Source organism: Micromonospora sp. NPDC049151, assembly GCF_040648395.1.
In the GTDB taxonomy this organism is placed as follows: Bacteria; Actinomycetota; Actinomycetes; order Mycobacteriales; family Micromonosporaceae; genus Micromonospora.
This window is the reverse complement of sequence record NZ_JBEZDP010000004.1, coordinates 26,284-43,828: the sequence shown is the minus strand read 5'-3', so window position 1 is coordinate 43,828 and position 17,545 is coordinate 26,284. Positions and strand designations below refer to the sequence as shown.

12 protein-coding genes are annotated in these 17,545 nt (G+C 74.0%); 7 read left to right on the top strand and 5 right to left on the bottom strand.

Going from position 1 to position 17,545, the window contains the following annotated elements:
• The first annotated feature begins 20 nt into the window (after positions 1 to 20).
• From AB0B20_RS06680 to AB0B20_RS06655, 6 genes are read left to right on the top strand one after another with little or no spacing between them, the layout of a single operon-like run.
• Positions 21 to 815 carry a TIGR03084 family metal-binding protein gene (locus AB0B20_RS06680; protein ID WP_357468752.1) on the top strand — a complete coding sequence of 265 codons (795 nt, stop codon included), beginning with the start codon at positions 21 to 23 and terminating at the stop codon, positions 813 to 815.
• Between the two features lie 53 nt (positions 816 to 868).
• Positions 869 to 2,545 (top strand): acyclic terpene utilization AtuA family protein, encoded by a 1,677-nt coding sequence (locus AB0B20_RS06675; RefSeq protein ID WP_357469057.1) that lies wholly within the window; start codon positions 869 to 871, stop codon positions 2,543 to 2,545.
• Positions 2,542 to 3,681 (top strand): acyl-CoA dehydrogenase family protein, encoded by a 1,140-nt coding sequence (locus AB0B20_RS06670; RefSeq protein WP_357385409.1) that lies wholly within the window; start codon positions 2,542 to 2,544, stop codon positions 3,679 to 3,681. The genes AB0B20_RS06675 and AB0B20_RS06670 overlap by 4 nt, the downstream gene beginning before the upstream one ends.
• On the top strand, positions 3,678 to 5,285 hold the full coding sequence (locus tag AB0B20_RS06665) for a carboxyl transferase domain-containing protein (RefSeq protein WP_357385408.1): 1,608 nt from the start codon (positions 3,678 to 3,680) through the stop codon (positions 5,283 to 5,285). The genes AB0B20_RS06670 and AB0B20_RS06665 overlap by 4 nt, the downstream gene beginning before the upstream one ends.
• 14 nt (positions 5,286 to 5,299) lie before the next feature.
• Positions 5,300 to 7,315 carry a biotin carboxylase N-terminal domain-containing protein gene (locus tag AB0B20_RS06660; protein ID WP_357385406.1) on the top strand — a complete coding sequence of 672 codons (2,016 nt, stop codon included), beginning with the start codon at positions 5,300 to 5,302 and terminating at the stop codon, positions 7,313 to 7,315.
• The gene (locus tag AB0B20_RS06655) at positions 7,312 to 8,475 is read left to right on the top strand and encodes an acyl-CoA dehydrogenase (protein ID WP_357468749.1); all 1,164 of its coding nucleotides are present in this window, start codon (positions 7,312 to 7,314) and stop codon (positions 8,473 to 8,475) included. The genes AB0B20_RS06660 and AB0B20_RS06655 overlap by 4 nt, the downstream gene beginning before the upstream one ends.
• Positions 8,476 to 8,612: 137 nt before the next feature.
• Here the strand turns inward: AB0B20_RS06655 and AB0B20_RS06650 are convergent, their stop codons facing one another.
• Positions 8,613 to 10,391, bottom strand: coding sequence for an alpha/beta hydrolase (locus AB0B20_RS06650; protein WP_357468746.1), 1,779 nt, complete (start codon positions 10,389 to 10,391; stop codon positions 8,613 to 8,615).
• A gap of 235 nt (positions 10,392 to 10,626) precedes the next feature.
• On the opposite strand from AB0B20_RS06650, the gene AB0B20_RS06645 reads away from it, so the two are divergent.
• On the top strand, positions 10,627 to 11,091 hold the full coding sequence (locus tag AB0B20_RS06645; RefSeq protein WP_357385400.1) for a hypothetical protein: 465 nt from the start codon (positions 10,627 to 10,629) through the stop codon (positions 11,089 to 11,091).
• On the opposite strand, the gene AB0B20_RS06640 is transcribed toward AB0B20_RS06645, so the two are convergent.
• From AB0B20_RS06640 to AB0B20_RS06625, 4 genes are all read right to left on the bottom strand, one after another.
• Entirely contained in the window at positions 11,078 to 12,544 is a 1,467-nt protein-coding gene (locus AB0B20_RS06640; RefSeq protein ID WP_357385398.1) for a serine/threonine-protein kinase, read from the bottom strand. The two genes, AB0B20_RS06645 and AB0B20_RS06640, sit on opposite strands and share 14 nt — an antisense overlap.
• Positions 12,545 to 12,574: 30 nt before the next feature.
• Complete coding sequence (locus AB0B20_RS06635; protein WP_357385396.1) at positions 12,575 to 13,033, bottom strand: hypothetical protein; 459 nt, start codon at positions 13,031 to 13,033, stop codon at positions 12,575 to 12,577.
• 135 nt (positions 13,034 to 13,168) lie between these two features.
• On the bottom strand, positions 13,169 to 16,750 hold the full coding sequence (locus AB0B20_RS06630) for an adenylate/guanylate cyclase domain-containing protein (RefSeq protein ID WP_357468743.1): 3,582 nt from the start codon (positions 16,748 to 16,750) through the stop codon (positions 13,169 to 13,171).
• Positions 16,747 to 17,529 carry an MBL fold metallo-hydrolase gene (locus tag AB0B20_RS06625; RefSeq protein ID WP_357385582.1) on the bottom strand — a complete coding sequence of 261 codons (783 nt, stop codon included), beginning with the start codon at positions 17,527 to 17,529 and terminating at the stop codon, positions 16,747 to 16,749. The genes AB0B20_RS06630 and AB0B20_RS06625 overlap by 4 nt, the downstream gene beginning before the upstream one ends.
• Positions 17,530 to 17,545: the final 16 nt, after the last annotated feature.

The following is a 17,545-nucleotide window of genomic DNA, read 5'->3' as shown; positions in this document are numbered from 1 at the left end:
CACCCCCGCCCGGAGGCACAATGGTCGACCTGACAGCCCTGCTCGCGGACCTGGCCGCCGAGTCCGAACAACTCGACGCGCTCGTCGCGGACCTGCCGCCGGAGGGATGGGAGCGGCCGACACCGGCCCCGGGCTGGACCGTCGCGCACCAGATCGCGCACCTGGCCTGGACCGACCACGTCGCCTACCTGGCGGCCACCGACGAGTCGGCGTTCTTCGCCTCGGTTATGGCCGCGCCGGACCCGTCGCGTCTGGTCGAGGACGGCGCCGAGTCCTTCCTCGCACCGGCGCCCGCGCTGCTGGCCCGCTGGCGTGCCGGCCGGTCGGCGCTCGCCGGGGCGCTCGCCGCCGTCCCGGCCGGGCAGAAGATCCCCTGGTACGGCACCAGCATGTCGCCCACCTCGATGGCGACCGCCCGGCTGATGGAGACGTGGGCGCACGGCGAGGACGTCGCCGACGCGCTGGGTGTCACCCGTACCCCGACCGGGCGCCTGCGCCACATCGCGCACCTCGGCTTCCGTACCCTCGGGCACGGCTTCGCAGCCCACGGCCGCGAGGTGCCCACGGCGCCGGTGCGGGTCGAGCTGACCGCGCCCACGGGCGGCGACGTGTGGGAGTTCGGTCCGGCCGACGCGGCCGACCGGGTGACCGGCCCGGCGCTCGACTTCTGCCTGCTCGTCACCCAGCGCCGGCACCGCGCCGACCTGGCCCTGACTGCCACCGGGCCGGTGGCCGACGAGTGGCTGGACGTGGCCCAGGCGTTCGCCGGCCCGCCCGGCGACAAGCGCGAGCCGGCGGACGGGGGCCCGGCATGAGCGAACGCACCGAGCGAAGCGAGGGCCGTGAGAGCATGCCCGACCGGCCCGCCATGAGCGTGCTGCGGATCGGGAACGCGTCGGGCTTCTACGGCGACCGCTTCGCCGCCTGGCGGGAGATGATCGACGGCGGCGAGCTGGACGTGCTGACCGGTGACTACCTGGCCGAGCTGACCATGCTCATCCTCGGCCGCGACCGGATGCGTGACCCGTCGCTGGGCTACGCGAAGACGTTCCTGCGCCAGCTGGAGGGCGTGCTCGGCACCGCGCTGGAACGCGGCGTCACGCTCGTCACGAACGCGGGCGGCCTCAACCCGGCGGGGCTGGCCGACGCGATCAAGTCGCTCGGCGACCGGCTCGGCCTCCAGGTCCGGGTCGGGTACGTCGAGGGCGACGCGATCCAGCGGCCGGACGCGCTGACCGCCAACGCCTACCTGGGCGCGTTCGGGATCGCGGCCTGCCTCGACGCGGGCGCGGACGTGGTGGTCACCGGGCGGGTCACCGACGCCTCGCTGGCTGTCGGCCCGGCGATCGCCCGCTTCGGCTGGACCCGCGACGACCTGGACGCGCTGGCCGGCGCCACGGTGGCCGGGCACCTGATCGAGTGCGGGGCGCAGGTCACCGGCGGCAACTTCAGCTTCTTCACCGAGTTGCCGGACGGCGGGCACCGGCCCGGCTTCCCGATCGCCGAGCTGCACCCGGACGGCTCGTCGGTGCTCACCAAGCACGCCGGCACCGGCGGCGCGGTCACCGTCGAGACGGTCACCGCCCAGCTGTTGTACGAGGTGGGCGGGCCGGACTACCTCGGGCCGGACGTGGTGACCCGGCTGGACACGGTACGGCTGGAGCAGGAGGGCCCGGACCGGGTACGCGTGTCCGGGGTACGCGGCACGCCGCCGCCGGACACGCTCAAGGTGGGCGTCAACAACCTGGGCGGCTTCCGCAACTCGATGACGTTCGTGCTGTGCGGGCTGGACATCCCGGCCAAGGCGGCGCTGGTCCGGGGCCAGATCGAGGAGTCGGTCGGCACGGAGGGGCTGGAGTTCACGCTGGCCCGCACCGACCACCCGGACACCGGCGACACCGAGGCGGCGAGCGCGCTGCTGCACGTACACGTGCGTGACGGCGACAAGTCGCGGGCCGGGCGGGCGTTCTCGGCGGCGGCGGTGGAGCTGGCGCTGGCCTCCTACCCGGGCTGCACGCTCACCACGCTGCCCGGCGACGCGACGCCGTACGGCGTGTTCACCGCCGACACGATCGCGCAGGACGCGGTCGAGCACGTGGCGGTGCTGCCCTCCGGCGAGCGGGTGCCGATCGCGCCGCCTACGGTGACGAGCGGTTTGCAGGGGGCCCTTATACAACACGAGGCGTTAACAGGGGGCCCTTCCTTGCACGGCACCCGGCGGGGGGCGCTGGGTGAGCTGGTCGGCGCGCGGTCGGGCGACAAGGGCGGCGACGCCAACCTGGGCGTCTGGGCGCGTACCGATGCGACCTGGCCCTGGCTGCGCGACTGGCTGAGTGTGGAACGGCTGGCCGAGCTGCTGCCGGAGACCGCCGCGCTCACCGTCGAGCGGTACGAGCTGGCGAACCTGCGCGCTGTCAACTTCGTGATCCGCGGCCTGCTCGGGCAGGGCGTGGCCGCCTCCACCCGGTTCGACCCCCAGGCCAAGGCCCTCGGGGAGCTGCTGCGCTCCCGGGTGGTCGACCTACCGACGGAGGCACCCGCATGACCATCGTTGACACGCCGGAACGCCGGCAGCTGCGCGAGCTGACCCGCTCGTTCGTCACCCGGGAGGTGCTGCCGCACCTGTCCGACTGGGAGCGGGCCGGCGAGCTGCCCCGGTCGCTGCACGAGACCGCCGCGAAGATCGGCCTGCTCGGCATCGGCTTCCCTGAGTCCGTCGGCGGCAGCGGCGGCGACCTGCTCGACTCGATGGTGGTCACCGAGGAGATCATCCGCTCGGGTGGGTCGTCCGGGCTGGTCGCCGCGTTGTTCACGCACGGGATCGCGCTGCCGCACATGGTCGAGACCCAGGACGAAGGGCTGATCGACAGGTACGTCCGGCCGGCGCTCGCCGGGACGATGATCGGTGCGCTGGCGATCACCGAACCGGACGGCGGCTCCGACGTGGCGGGTATCCGCACCTGCGCGGTCCGCGACGGCGACCACTACGTCGTCAACGGGTCCAAGACGTACATCACCAGCGGGGTCCGCGCCGACTTCGTCACCACTGCTGTCTGCACCGACTTCCCCGGCTCGGGCTCGGTCAGCCTGCTGGTGATCGACAAGGGCACGCCCGGCTTCACGGTGGGCCGGCGGCTGGAGAAGCTGGGCTGGCACTGCTCCGACACCGCTGAGCTGTCCTTCGTCGACGTCCGGGTCCCGGTGACGAACCGGGTCGGCCCGGAGGACACCGGTTTCCTCGCCATCATGCAGCAGTTCGCCAACGAGCGGATCTCGCTCGCCACCCAGGCGTACGCGACCGCGCAGCGCTGCGTGGACCTGACGGTGCGGTGGTGCCGGGACCGCCAGACGTTCGGCCGGCCGCTCGTCGGGCGGCAGGTCGTCCGGCACAGGCTGGCCGAGATGCACTCCCGTACCGAGGCGGCGCGGGCGTACGTGCACGAGGTCGCCGAGCGGGTCGCCGCCGGGCAGCCGGTGGTGACCGAGGTGGCGGTCGCGAAGAACGTGGCGGTGTCCGCGTGCGACTTCGTCGTCGACGCGGCGCTGCAACTGCACGGCGGTTTCGGCTACATGCGTGACGCCGAGGTGGAGCGGCACTACCGCGACGCCCGGCTGCTCGGCATCGGCGGTGGCGCCACCGAGATCATGAACGAGATCATCGCGAAGGGCATGGGCCTGTGAGCACGACAGTTCTGCAGAGCACGATCGACCCGTCCGCGCCCGCCTTCACCGCCAACCGGGAGGCGCTGCTGGAACGCCTCGCCGAGCTGGAGGAGGCACTCGACCAGGCCCGGGGCGGTGGCGGCGAGAAGTACGTGACCCGCCATCACGGTCGCGGCAAGCTGCTGCCCCGGGAGCGCATCGAGCTGCTGCTCGACCCGGACAGCCCGTTCCTGGAGCTGTCGTCGGTGGCCGCGTTCGGCACCGACTTCCCGGTCGGCGCCAGCACCGTGACCGGCATCGGCGTGGTCGAGGGCGTCGAGTGCCTCATCGTGGCGAACGACCCGACGGTACGCGGCGGCGCGATCAACCCGTGGTCGCTGGCGAAGACCCGGCGGGCGGGTGAGATCGCGGCGGCCAACCGGCTGCCGATGGTGAACCTGGTCGAGTCGGCCGGCGCGGACCTGCCCACCCAGGCGGAGATCTTCATTCCCGGCGGCCGGGTGTTCCGTGACCTGACCCGGCTGTCGGCGCAGCGGATCCCGACAGTGAGCGTGGTCTTCGGCAACGCCACCGCCGGCGGCGCGTACGTGCCGGGCATGTCGGACTTCACCATCATGATCCGCGACCGCTCGCAGGTCTACCTGGCCGGACCGCCGCTGGTGAAGATGGCCACCGGCGAGGTCACCGACGACGAGTCGCTCGGCGGCGCGGCGATGCACGCCACCACGTCCGGCCTGGCCGACTTTCTCGCCGAGGACGAGCGCGACGGCATCCGGCTGGCCCGGCAGTGCGTCCGCCGGCTCAACTGGCGTAAGCAGGGCCCGGCGCCGCGCAACCCGGATCCGTTGCCGCCCCGGTACGACCCGGAGGAGTTGCTCGGCATCGCCAGCGCCGACCTGAAGGTGCCGTTCGACCCGCGCGACGTGCTGGCCCGGGTGCTCGACGACAGCGCGTTCGACGAGTTCAAGCCCGGCTACGGCACCGCGCTCGTCACCGGCTGGGGTGAGCTGCACGGCTACCCGGTCGGTGTGCTGGCGAACGCCCGGGGCGTGCTGTTCAGCCAGGAGGCGCAGAAGGCGGCCCAGTTCATCCAGCTCGCCAACGCGGCGGACACGCCGCTGATCTTCCTCCAGAACACCACCGGCTACATGGTCGGCACCGAGTACGAGCAGCGCGGCATCATCAAGCACGGCGCCATGATGATCAACGCGGTGTCGAACTCGAAGGTGCCGCACCTGACCGTCAACCTGGGCGCCTCCTACGGCGCCGGCAACTACGGCATGTGCGGCCGGGCGTACGAGCCGCGGTTCCTCTTCACCTGGCCGAACGCGAAGTCGGCGGTGATGGGCCCGGCGCAGCTCGCCGGTGTGCTGTCCATCGTGGCCCGGCAGGCGGCCGCCGCCCGGGGACGCGAGTACGACGAGGACACCGACGCCGCCATGCGGATGATGGTCGAGCAGCAGATCGAGTCGCAGTCCGGGGCGCTGTTCCTGTCCGGGCGGCTCTACGACGACGGCGTGATCGACCCCCGGGACACCCGTACCGTCCTCGGGTTGTGCCTGTCGGCGATCCACAACGGACCGGTGAAGGGCGCCGACGGTTTCGGCGTCTTCCGGATGTAGGGGGCGTACCCAAATTGATCACGAAGCTCTTGGTTGCGAACCGGGGGGAGATCGCCCGCCGGGTCTTCGCCACCTGCCGCGCCCTCGGCGTGGCCACCGTCGCCGTGCACTCCGACGCGGACGCCGACGCGCCGTTCGTGGCCGACGCCGACCAGGCCGTCCGGCTACCAGGCAACACACCGGCCGAGACGTACCTGCGCATCGACGCCATCCTGGACGCGGCCCGGCGCTCCGGCGCTGACGCCGTCCACCCCGGCTACGGCTTCCTGGCCGAGAACGCCGAGTTCGCGGCGGCGGTGACCGACGCGGGCCTGACGTGGGTCGGCCCGTCGGCGAAGGCGATCGCCGCGATGGGCGACAAGATGGCCGCCAAGGCGCTGCTCGCCGACGCGGGCGTGCCGATGCTGCCCACCTGGACCGACCCGGCCGAGGTGACCGCCTTCCCGGTGCTGGTCAAGGCCTCCGCCGGCGGCGGCGGCCGGGGCATGCGGATCGTCCGCGACGCGGCCGGGCTGGCCGAGGCCGTCGCGGGCGCGCGCCGCGAGGCGGCGGCGGCGTTCGGTGACGGCACGGTCTTCATCGAGCGGTACGTGGAACGCGGCCGGCACGTCGAGGTGCAGATCTTCGGCGACGCCCACGGCACCGTCGTGGCCCTCGGGGTACGCGACTGCTCCATCCAGCGCCGCCACCAGAAGATCGTCGAGGAGGCGCCGGGCGTGCTGCCCGACGACGTGCGGGCGGCGCTGCACGAGGCGGCGGTGGCGGCCGGGCGGGCCGTCGACTACGTCGGTGCCGGCACGGTGGAGTTCCTGCTGGCGCCGGACGGTCAGGTGTACTTCCTGGAGATGAACACCCGCCTCCAGGTGGAGCACCCGGTCACCGAGCTGACCACCGGGCTGGACCTGGTCCGGCTGCAACTGCTCGTCGCCGAGGGCGAGCCGCTGCCGGTCACCGCCACACCGCCGGCCGACGGCCACGCCATCGAGGTACGGCTGTGCGCCGAGGACCCGGCCCAGGGTTTCCGTCCGGCCACCGGCACGCTGCACCGGTTCGCGATCCCCGGGGTGGCCGCCGAGTTCGGCCCGGCCCGGGGGCTGCGCCTGGACTCGGGTGTGGTGGACGGCTCGACGGTGAGCGTGCACTACGACTCGATGCTGGCGAAGCTCGTCGCCTGGGCGCCCACCCGCACCGAGGCGGCCCGGGCGCTGGCCGGCGCACTCGCCCGCGCCGAGCTGCACGGCGTGGCCACCAACCGGGACCTGCTGGTCCGCGTGCTGCGCAGCCCGGAGTTCGCCGCCGTGGACCTGGACACCGGCTTCCTGGACCGGCACCCGGAGGTGTTCGAGCCGCTGCTCCCCGCCGAGCAGCTTCCGGTTGCGGCACTCGCGGCGGCGCTCGCCGGGGCCGCCGCGCGCCGGGCGGTCGCGCCGGTGCTGGCCGGTCTGCCCTCGGGCTGGCGCAACGTGCCGTCCTTCCCGCAGGTCACCCGCTTCACCGGCCCGGGTGACGAGGAGATCGAGGTGCACTACCGCCTCGACCGCACCGGCGCCCTCGCCGAGTGGGGAAGGAAGGGCCCCCTCTTAACGGATCCGGTAGAGGAAGGGTCCCCTGTTAACACCGAGCTGCCGGTGGTCGAGCTGGTGGCGGCCGCCCCGGACCGGGTGGTGCTCGACGTCGACGGGGTGCGGCTGGCCTTCCGCGTACACCGGGCGGGGTCGTCGGTCTTCGTGGACGGCCCGGACGGGGCGGCGAGCCTCACCGAGCTGCCCCGCCTGCCCCTGCCCACCGCGGAACTCGCGGCCGGGTCGCTGCTCGCGCCGCTGCCCGGCGCGGTGACCCGGGTGCACGTCGAGGTCGGTCAGCGGGTCGCCGCCGGTGACCTGCTGCTGACGCTGGAAGCGATGAAGCTCGAACATCCCGTGCTCGCCCCCGCCGACGGCGTGGTGACGGAGCTGCCGGTACCGGCCGGCGGCCAGGTCGAGACGGGTGCCGTACTTGCCGTGGTGGACCCCGAGGAGGACCCGCAGTGAACTTCGACCTGACCCCCGAGCAGGACCAGCTCCGCGACGCGGTGCGGGAGCTGGGCCGCAAGTACGGCCACTCCTACTTCGTGTCGAAAGCGAAGGCCGGTGAGCACACCACCGAGCTGTGGCACGAGGCCGGCCGGCTGGGCTACCTGGGCGTCAACATCCCCACCGAGTACGGCGGCGGTGGCGGCGGCATCACCGACCTGACGCTCGTCTGCGAGGAACTGGCGGCGGCGGGCTGCCCGCTGCTGCTGCTCGTGGTCTCCCCCGCCATCGCCGCCACGATCATCCACAGGCACGGCACGGAGGAGCAGCGCAAGAAGCACCTCCCCGGTCTCGCCGACGGCTCCCAGAAGATCGTCTTCGCGATCACCGAGCCGGACGCCGGTTCGAACTTCCACCGTCTCGCCACAGTGGCCCGCCGTGACGGCGACGACTGGCTGCTCAGCGGCCGGAAGATCTACATCTCCGGGGTGGACGAGGCGGGGCACGTGCTCGTGGTCGCCCGCACCGAGGACGCGTCCACCGGCAAGCTCAAGCCGGCCCTGTTCATCGTGCCGACCGACGCGCCCGGTTTCGAGAAGTCCAAGCTGGACATGGAGATCCTGTCGCCGGAGAACCAGTTCATGCTCTTCCTCGACGACGTCCGGCTCCCCGCCGACGCGCTCGTCGGCGAGTCGCTGGACGCCGGCCTCCCGGCGCTGTTCGCCGGGCTCAACCCGGAGCGCATCACGGTGGCCGCGATGGGTGCCGGCACCGGCCGGTACGCGATCGACAAGGCCAGCGACTACACGTCCACCCGCAAGGTGTGGGGCGGGAACTCGATCGGCTCCCACCAAGGCGTGTCGCACCCGCTGGCACACGCGGCCGTCCAGGTCGAGCTGGCCCGGCTGATGATCTACAAGGCGGCCACGCTCTACGACGCGGGCCGCGACCTGGAAGCCGGCATCTCGGGCAACATGGCCAAGTACGCGGCGGGCGAGGCCGCCGCACTCGCCGTCGACACCGCCGTGCAGGCGCTCGGTGGAGCCGGCATGACCACCGAGTACGGCGTGTCGACGCTGCTCGGCGCGGTACGCGCCGGACGGATCGCGCCGGTGAGCCGGGAGATGATCCTCAACTTCGTCGCCCAGCACGTCCTCGGCCAGGACAAGTCCTACTGACCCACCCGTCCGGTGAGTGGAACGTCATGGGTGCCTCCGGCCCGCTTTGACACCCATGACGTTCCTCGCCTCGGCGAGCGCCGGGTGGGCCCGGGGTACGGCGGGTGCCCGATCACCCGCCGTACCCCGGGGGTCCATCAGCGGACGGTCAGCGAGCCGACCGCCGGACGCGGCGTCGCCACCGGCGGCAGCCGCTTCGGCTCGCCCCGCCTCGGCTCGCCGGCCCGGGCCAGCTCGCTCTTCGACGCGTCCGCCCGCTCGGCCGACGCCTCCTCCTGGAACGGCTGCGCGTCACCGACGCAGAGCGTGCCCTTGGCCGGCAGCTTGCCGGTGAGCAGGTAGGCGTCGATCCGGCCGGTCGCGCACGCCGAGGTGCCGTACGCGGTGTGCCCCCAGCTGTCGCTGCTCAGCAGACGGCTGTTCGGCAGCAGCTTCGCCGAGCTGACCGCGCCCTGGTAGTTGGTCGCCGGGTCCCAGTAGTTGCCGACCACCAGCACCGGAGCGGCGGTCACCCGGTTGAACGGCCCGGTCCAGGCGTCCTCGTCCCGCACCGTCCAGGTGTTGCGGGCACAGGGCGAGGTGCCCCAGGCCCACGCCCGACCGAAGTACGGCGCACGCTTGTCCTCCTTCGCCGACAGCGCCGGCCAGGCGTCGGCGTTCTTCGGGTGGTACGCGTCGGTGCAGTCGACGGTCAGGAACGTCTCCAGCCCGTTGTCGTACGGGAAGTCGTACCCCCGCTGCTCCCGGGCCTGCGCGGCGCGGGCGGCGAGCGCCTTGCGGGCCGACGCGGTGGCGGCCTTGCCGGCGGCCGGGTCGGTCAGCGCCAGAAGCTCGACGGTGATCTCGACCACCGACTGCCAGCCGTACGGGTCGTAGAGCGAACCGAGCGTGGCCCCGACGAAGTCGGCGTAGCTGACGGTGAACGAGCCGAAGTCCGGGTCGTCGATCACCACCGGCTTCTTGCGCAGCCGCTTGGCCACCGTGTCGTACACGGCCAGCGGGTTGCCGTGGGCGGCCACCTCGCACTTCTCGGCGCCGGCCTTGCCGCACCGGACGAGGATCTCCCGCAGTGCCCGGTAGGCGCCGTCGGCGCTGCGCAGCCGCGTCTCCTGGAGCTGGTTGCGGGCGCTGCCCTGGCCGACCCAGGCGTTCGGGTCGAGCACGCCGTCGACGACGAGCGCGCGGAAGCGGTCCGGGAACATGTTGGCGTAGTACTGGCCCAGCGCGGTGCCGTAGCTGAAGCCGAGGTAGCTGAGCAACTTGTCGCCGACGGCCCGGCGCAGCACGTCCATGTCGCGGGCCACCTCGGCGGTGGAGGCCGCGCCGGTCAGCGGCTTGCCGGTGGTGGAGCACGCCTTGCCGACCGCCTTGGACGCGGCGACGTACGCCTTCTCCTCCGCCTTGGTCCACGGGAACGCGACGTTCAGCCCGGCGTACGCCCGGGTCTGGTCCTTCACCGAGCGGAAGCACTTGATGTTCTCGCTCGCCTCGACGCCGCGCGGGTCGACGCCGACGATGTCGAAGCGGTCGAGCAGGTCGTCGCCGAGGAAGTAGGGCGCGGCGAGCGCGATGCCGGTGCCGGAGCCACCCGGGCCGCCCGGGTTGAGGAAGAGGCTGCCGACCCTGTGCTGCTGGTCGCGGGCCTTGACCCGCAGCAGGGCGACCTCGGTGGTGGCGCCCTTCGGGTTGTCGTAGTCCAGCGGCAGCCGGACCGTGGCGCACTCGGCGTAGTCGTAGCAGGCGTACCAGTCGAGCTTCGGCGTCGGCACGCGGTCGACACGGCGTGCCTCGGCGGCGCTGGTCCTGTCGTACGCGGGCGGTTGCGGGGTCGCCGCGGCGGCGGGCGCGACGGCCGGTCCGGCGAGGAGGACGCCGGCGATCCCGGTTGCGGCCAGGGATCGGAATGTACGGGGCATGAGGCTGCCTTCCGTCGGGGAACAAGTGCGTCGAGGAGACCTCGACCCTCGTCACTCTAGGGATCGGGAGGCACGCTGGTGGGCCCCAAACGGGGATCGATACGGCAAACGACCAAAGGATGTAACGATTTTTTCTCGATCGTCGCTACTCGCCGCTCCGAAGTGGAGCGTTGCTGACGGGAAGCCGTCTCATCCCGCCGGTTGACAGGTCGACGTGCTGGGCCATGCTTGTCGGGTGAGATCGTTCCCGAAGCCCGATGCGCGGGTGAAGGCCGTCGTCGCGTCCATGGCGACGGTGGCGGCGGTGGTGGCCCTCGCCGTGTGGCGTCCGCCCGGCATCCTGTCGGTCGTACTGGCCCTGGCCTGCGTCCTGCTCGCCATGATCGCGGGAGTGACGATCACCGCCGCCCGCCAGCCCGGCGGCACCGGCGTGCCGGCTCCGCAGTCGGAGAGCTGGCCGGTCCCCCACGCCGGCTATGGAGTGGACGCCGACACGCTCGAGGCGATCGACCCGCGCGCGGTACGGAACCTGCGCACCCCGGCGGGTCAGCCGATCGACGCGGACACGCTGGAGACGCTGGACCCACGGGTGGTACGCGGCATGCGGACGCCGGCAGCCGTGGACGCCGACACGCTGGAGACGCTCGACCCGAGGTCGGTGCGGCAGGGCCGGACCGTGAACGGGCTCAGCGACCGGTGAGCGTGGGGCCGGCGAGGGCGTTGACGCCCCGGCCCGCCAGGCAGCGGTAGGTGCGGTCCGCCTCGGCCTCCGGCGGCAGCACCTCCAGGTTCCACCCGCTCGCCGACTTGCCGCCGCTGACCAGCCGGAACGTGTCGGCGTTGCACACCTTGCCGACGGCCGGGTCGGCCGCGACCTTCTCGTGCCGGGCACCGGTGAGCCCCGCCGGCAGGTCACCGGCGGCGTAGGTCTCCCAGGTGTGCTGGCCGTCGCACGGCACCCGGCTCGCCTCGGCGCGGTCGCGGCGCAGCCGTACCGGACCGAAGCACTCCAGCTCGTCCGCGCAGCGCGCCCCGGCGGGCAACCGCACGTCGGCGGACGCGCATCCCGGTGCCGGCGCCGCCCCGGCCACACCGCTTGTTGCCGGCGTCGGCACGGCGGCCGGCGTGTGGCCGGCGGCCACCCAGCCGCCTCCGGCCGAGGCGGCGAGCGCGAGCACCCCGGCCCCGCCGAGGAACCAGCGCCGGGGCCAGCGGCGGCCACGCGAGGCCACCGTCGGGTGGTCGTCGTCCGAGGGCGGTCGCGGGTTCGGCCCACCGCCGCTGTGGAACCGGCCGCCGTCGTACAGGCCGCCGGTCGCCGGGGCGCCGTCCAGCGGCAACGAGGCGAGCAGGCCACGCAGCTCGACCGCCGAGGGCCGCGCGCCCGGGTCGTTCGACATGCCCAACCGGAGTACGTCGATCAGCTCGCCGGGCACGCCGGGCAGGCCCGGGATCGGCTGCTGGAACATCTCCAGCACGGTGACCAGGCTCGGGTTGCGTTCGGAGTGCCAGCGCGGCGGGCGGCCGTACATCAGCGCGTAGAGCGTGGCGCACAGCGAGTAGACGTCCACGGCGGGCGTGGGCGGGCTGTGGTTGAACGTCTCCGGCGGCGCGTACGCCGGGGTGAGCGCCTCCAGCATGACCGAGGAGTCACGGAACTCGGCGAGCACCGCCAGGCCGAAGTCGGCGAGTACGGCCGAGTTGAACTCGGAGTGCAGGATGTTCGCCGGCTTGACGTCGCGGTGCAGGACGCCCGCCGCGTGCGAGTGCGCCAGCGCGTCGGCGATCTTCACGCCGAGGTCGCGGGTCTCCGCCGGGCCCAGCGGGGAGGTGCGCATCCGCTCGGCGTACGAGCCGTCGCACAGCTCCATGATGAGGTAGGGGTGCTGGTCGACGGTGACCCCGACGTCGAACAGGTCGACCACGTGCGGGTGTGACGACATCCGCCCGGCGGCGCGGGCCTCGCGCAGGAAGCGGGCCTGGTCGCGCTCGCTGTCCAGCGTGCGGTTCTCGATCTTCACCGCGACCTCGCGGCCCACCGAGATCTGGGTGGCCCGGTAGATGGTGGCGTAGCCGCCCCGGGCGAACACCTGCAAGTCGGTCAGACCGGGCACGATGGGCAGCCGTACGGCGCCGGGCGGGGTCTCGGTCACGGCTCGAAAATACCCAACGATCCGGGCCCGTCAGCGCGCCGCGTCGGTGGCCGGCACCGGACCCGGGACGGAGTCGGGCGTGACGGCGGCCCCGCGCCGGGCGTCCCACCACAGGCCGACGGCTGTCGCGACCGCGCCCAGCCCCTCCCACGCGGCGACCGCGAAGAAGCGGTCCGGCGCGACGTCGGAGAGCACCGCGATGGTGAACACGGTGAAGGTGACCAGGCGGAACCACACGGTGAACCGGTAGAACGGCCGCCACTCGGTGGCGACGGCGAGCAGGTAGTAGACCCCCATGTTGAACGAGGCCATCGAGGACGCGGTGAGGAACGTGCCGGTGTAGTCACCCGGAGCGCGCTCGGCCGGCACCTCGAAGCCGAGCAGGCGCAGCTGCGTCTCCGGCCAGATCAGACCGAGCGCGCCGAGCAGCAGCGCGAGGAGTCCGAAGACGGCGATCGTCCAGCCGGCGCCCGAGCGCGGCAGCCTCATCGTTCCTCCCCAGCGTGTCCTGCCGGTGACACGTACGCGCACCGGGAGGCGACAGTCGATCCACGACTGTCGCCGACCCACGCTAACCGGCCACCGGGCCGAACACATCCCCGGAACCGTCAGAACAAGCGGCGATCAGCCGCCGGAGAGGCGCACCCGCAACGCGTCCGCGACCATCCGCTCACTGCGCTGCTCGGTGGCGTACGCGAGGCGTACCGCCTCCTCCGCGTTCGTCAGCGCCTCGGCCCGGCGACCGCAGGCGTCGAGCGCCTCGGCCAGCACCAGCCGCGCCACCACCTGACTGCGCACGTCCTCGGCGGGCGCGGTGATCGACCGCTGGGCCCAGTCGAGCGCCTGCTCGCGCTGGCCGTGGGCGAGCAGCGCGGCGGCGTACCGGGCCATCGTCTGCCGCCGGGAGAACAGCAGCGAGGGCGCGTTCGCCGCACCGGTGGCGACCGGGGCGAGCAGCCCCACGGCGGTGCCCGGATCACCCGCCGCGAGCCGGGCCATGGCGAGCAGCACCCGCGGCGCGACCTGGGCCGGCGCCTGCGGGTTGTGCGGCTCCACCCGGGTCAGCACCGACCGGGCCTCCCGCTCGGCGGTCTCGTGGTCGCCCATGTCCAGCGCCACGAAGCCGCGCAGCGTGCCGGCCATGCCGGTGAGCAGCGGGTGGGTGGTCCGGTCGGCGTATTCGAGCGCGTCGGTGAGCAGGTCGCCGGCGTGCTCCGGCTCGCCCAGCCCGCGCGCCACCACCCCACGCACCACCAGCGCGAAGCCCTGCCCCCAGTCGTCGCCGACCTCGGCGAAGTCCCGGTACGCGCGGCGCGCGGCCCGGTCCGCCTCGGCCAGGTCGCCCAGCTCGGCGGTGGCGTACGCCTCGACCGCGCGCAACGTACCCACCGCCCACGCCTCGCCGACGCGCTCCCCGAACGGCAGGAACACCCGCGCCATCCGGCACGCCTCCCGCAGCCGGCCCGCGAGCAGCCGGGCGAACGCCGTGGTGCCGCGCAGCCAGGCCCGACCGTACGGGTCCTTCAGCTCGGCGAACAGCCGGGCGGCCCGGCCGAGCACCGCGTCCGTGCCGGCGAAGTCGCCACGGGTGGTGGTCACCCAGGCCAGGTTCTGCAACGACCACGCCTGGCCGCGGGGATCCCGCGCGGCGAGACTGACCTGATAGGACGCGGCCAGCCGGCTGCTGGCCTGCCCGAGCCGGCCGGCGATGAAGTCGGCCATGCCGAGCCGCCGCATCGCCGACGCCCGCAGGGTGGGCAGGCCGGCCTCGGTGGCCACCTGCAACGCCTCCTGCCAGTTGCACTCGGCCCGCTCGGCGTCACCGAGGGTCTGCTGGGCCTGCCCGGCGAGCAGCAGCGCGGCGGTCCGGGTGGCCGGGTCGGCGGTGTTCGCGGCGATCTTCTCGGCGAACGCGAGCGCGTCGGCCGGGCGGCCGATCTGGAGCAGTGCCCGGGCGTGCGTCACCCGGTCGGCCGCCGGCACCCCGTCGCGGGCCAGCTCGGCGGCGCGCTCGGCGTACTCGACGGCCAGCGCCGGCTCCCCCGACCGCAGCGACCGGCGGGCGGCCCGGCCCAGCGCGGCCACGCCCAGCGGGGTGACCGCCCGGGCCGGTGCGTCCGGGCGCAGCTTGACCGCGTCGGCGAGGACTGTGGCCCGCTCCACGTGCTCGGCGACGAAGTCGTCCCGGGCGGCCTCGGTGAAGGTGCCACCCGGAGCGGCACCGGTCCCGTCGACGCTCTCCGGCGCGGCCCAGCGGGCCAGCGCCGCGTGCCGCTCGGCCAGTTCGGCCTTACTCACCCCGGCGTACGCGGCCTCGCGCATCAGCGGGGTGGCGAAGGCGAACCCGCTGCGGGTGCGGTGCAGCATGCGCCGTTGCAGCAGTTCCTCCACCGCCCGGTCCTCCTCGACGGCGGCCACCGCGGCGGGCCGCCCGTCGCGTCCGACCCGTTGCTCCCGCAGCGCCTCCAGCGCGCCCGCCGGTACGGTGTCGCCCACCACCGCGGCGTCGCGCAGCGCCGAGCGGGCGTTCGGCGGCAGCGCGTCGATACGCGCCGCGAGCACCGCGGCCAGGTCCCGGGAGAGCAGCCGGCTGCCGAGCGAACCGGGTGCGAGCCGCCAGCCGACATCGACGCCCCGGCCGGGCCCGGCGGTGAGCGCTCCGCGCTCCATCAGCAACGTGACCAGCTCGGCCAGGTAGAACGGATTGCCCTGCGCGGTGGCGAGCAGCCGGTCCGTGTCGGCCTGGGGCATGCGGCCACCGGACAGGTAGCTGGTGAGCAGCCGGGAGGCGTCCGCGCCGCGCAGCGGCGGCAGCGCGTGCACCTCGGCGTCCGCGACGCGGGTGAGCGCGCCGGCGGTGCGTACCAGCTCGGGGCGGCCGAGCAGCAGCACCAGCACCGGCCCGCTGAGCCGGTTGAGGGTCAGCGCCAGCGCCTTGAGCGTCTCGGCGGTGGCGTCGTGCAGGTCGTCCACCACGATCACCAGCGGCGCCTCACCGGCGAGCGCGCTGAGCAGGTCCGCGACAGCGGTCGGCACCGCCTCGTCGTCGGGTGGCGGCCCGGCCGCGTTCCACTCGCCGTTCTCCGTGGCGGGCGGGAGTTCGGCGTACCCGAGCAGTGCCAGGAGCTGGTCCACGGCGATCGGCGGCGGGTCGCCGGGCAGCCGGGACAGGCGCTGGCCGAGGCGGCGCAGCCGCTCCTCGACGGCCGCCCGTGTCACCGCCGTGGCCGCGTCACCTGGCAGGCCGACGGCGGCCCGGACCAGGTCGGCCAGCGGCGCCAGCCGGCGGCGTTCGCCGAACGCCGCGCAGCGCACCGACAGCACCCGGGCGCCGGTGTGCGCCGCGTACCGCCCGGCGCCGACGTCGTAGCCGGCGGCGAGGCGTTCCACCTCGGCAGCGAACCGGGACTTGCCGATCCCGGCCTCGGCGGTCATCAGCAGCACCCGGGGCTCGCCCCGGTCGATCACCTCGGCGAGCCGGCCGGCGATCCGGCCGATCTCGGTCTCCCGGCCCACGAACGGCGCCTCGTCACCGAGGCCGGACCGGGTGCCGGGCGCGTCGAGCAGGCCCAGCAGCTCGTACGCCTCGACCGGCTCCCGCTTGCCCTTGAGCCGCAGCGGGCGCAACGCCCGCCAGGACGCGACGTGCCGGGTGGCGGCGGAGGTACGCGCACCGGCGTAGACCGCGCCGACGGCGGCGGCGTCGGCCAGCCGGGCGGCGGTGTTCACCGTGTCGCCGATGACCGTGTACTCGATCGCCGCCTGGATGCCCGCGATCACGTCCCCGGTGTTGAGGCCGACACGCAGGCCCAGCGGTGCGCCGCCGCCGCGCTCGTCGTCGAGCACCCGCCGCACCGCGCGCTGCATGGACAGCGCGGCGCGGACCGCCCGCTCGGCGTCGTCCTCGTGCGCGACCGGGGCGCCGAAGACCGCCATGATCCCGTCGCCGGTGAGCTTGTCGACGTGCCCGCCGAACGTCTTCACCGCACCCGCGAGGGCGGCGAGCACCCGGTCGGTGACCGCGCCGACCCGTTCCGGGTCCAGGTCCTCCGACCAGGAGGTGAAGTCGGACAGGTCGCCGAAGAGCACTGTCACCACACGGCGCTCGGCGGCGGGCAGTGTGGCGGCGGCAGGCAGCGCCGCCCCGCAGTTGTGGCAGAACCGCGCCCCGGGCACGGCTACGGTTCCGCACACCGGGCAGGTCACGGCTGCTCCACTCCGAGGTGTTCGAGCTGGGCCCGGACCGACCACTCGGCGGCCCACCACAGCGACCTGTCGACGTCGGCGTAGACCACCGCCACCACCTCGGCCGCGGTGGTGGCGCCCGCGGCGACGGCCGCGCGCACCTGGTCCAGCCGGGCCCGCCGGTGGGCCAGGTAGAAGTCGGCCGCCACACCGCAGTCGGCGAGCGCCGGGCCGTGGCCCGGCAGCGCCGGGATCTCCCGGTACGCGGAGAGCAGTTCAAGGCTCGACAGGTAGTCGCCGAGGTGCCCGTCCGGGTGGGCGACCACTGTGGTGCCCCGGCCGAGGATGGTGTCACCGGTCAGCACGACGCGGTCGCCGTCGTGCGCGGCGAGCAGGCAGACCGAGTCGGCGGTGTGCCCGGGGGTGGGCAGCAGCCGCAGGTCCAGCCCCAGGTCGAGGGTGGTGTCGGCGGTGAGCGGCTCGCCTCCGGCGGTGTGCGCCGGGTCGGCGGCGAGCACCGGCACGCCGTCGAGCAGTTCGCGCAGCCGGGGCGCGCCCTCGGTGTGGTCCGCGTGCCCGTGCGTGATCAGCACGAGCCCGATCGGCCCCTGCGCCGCGATCGCGGCCAGATGACCCTCGTCGGCCGGCCCGGGGTCGACCACGACGGCCGGCGCGTCCGGCCCGGCCCGCAGGACCCACGTGTTCGTCCCGTCGAGCGTCATCGGCCCCGGGTTCGGCGCACGCAGCAACGTCACCCACGCCGGCAGCTCCTCCGCGAGCGCCCCCGCGGCCCCGGCCATCCGCCCACCCATGGCT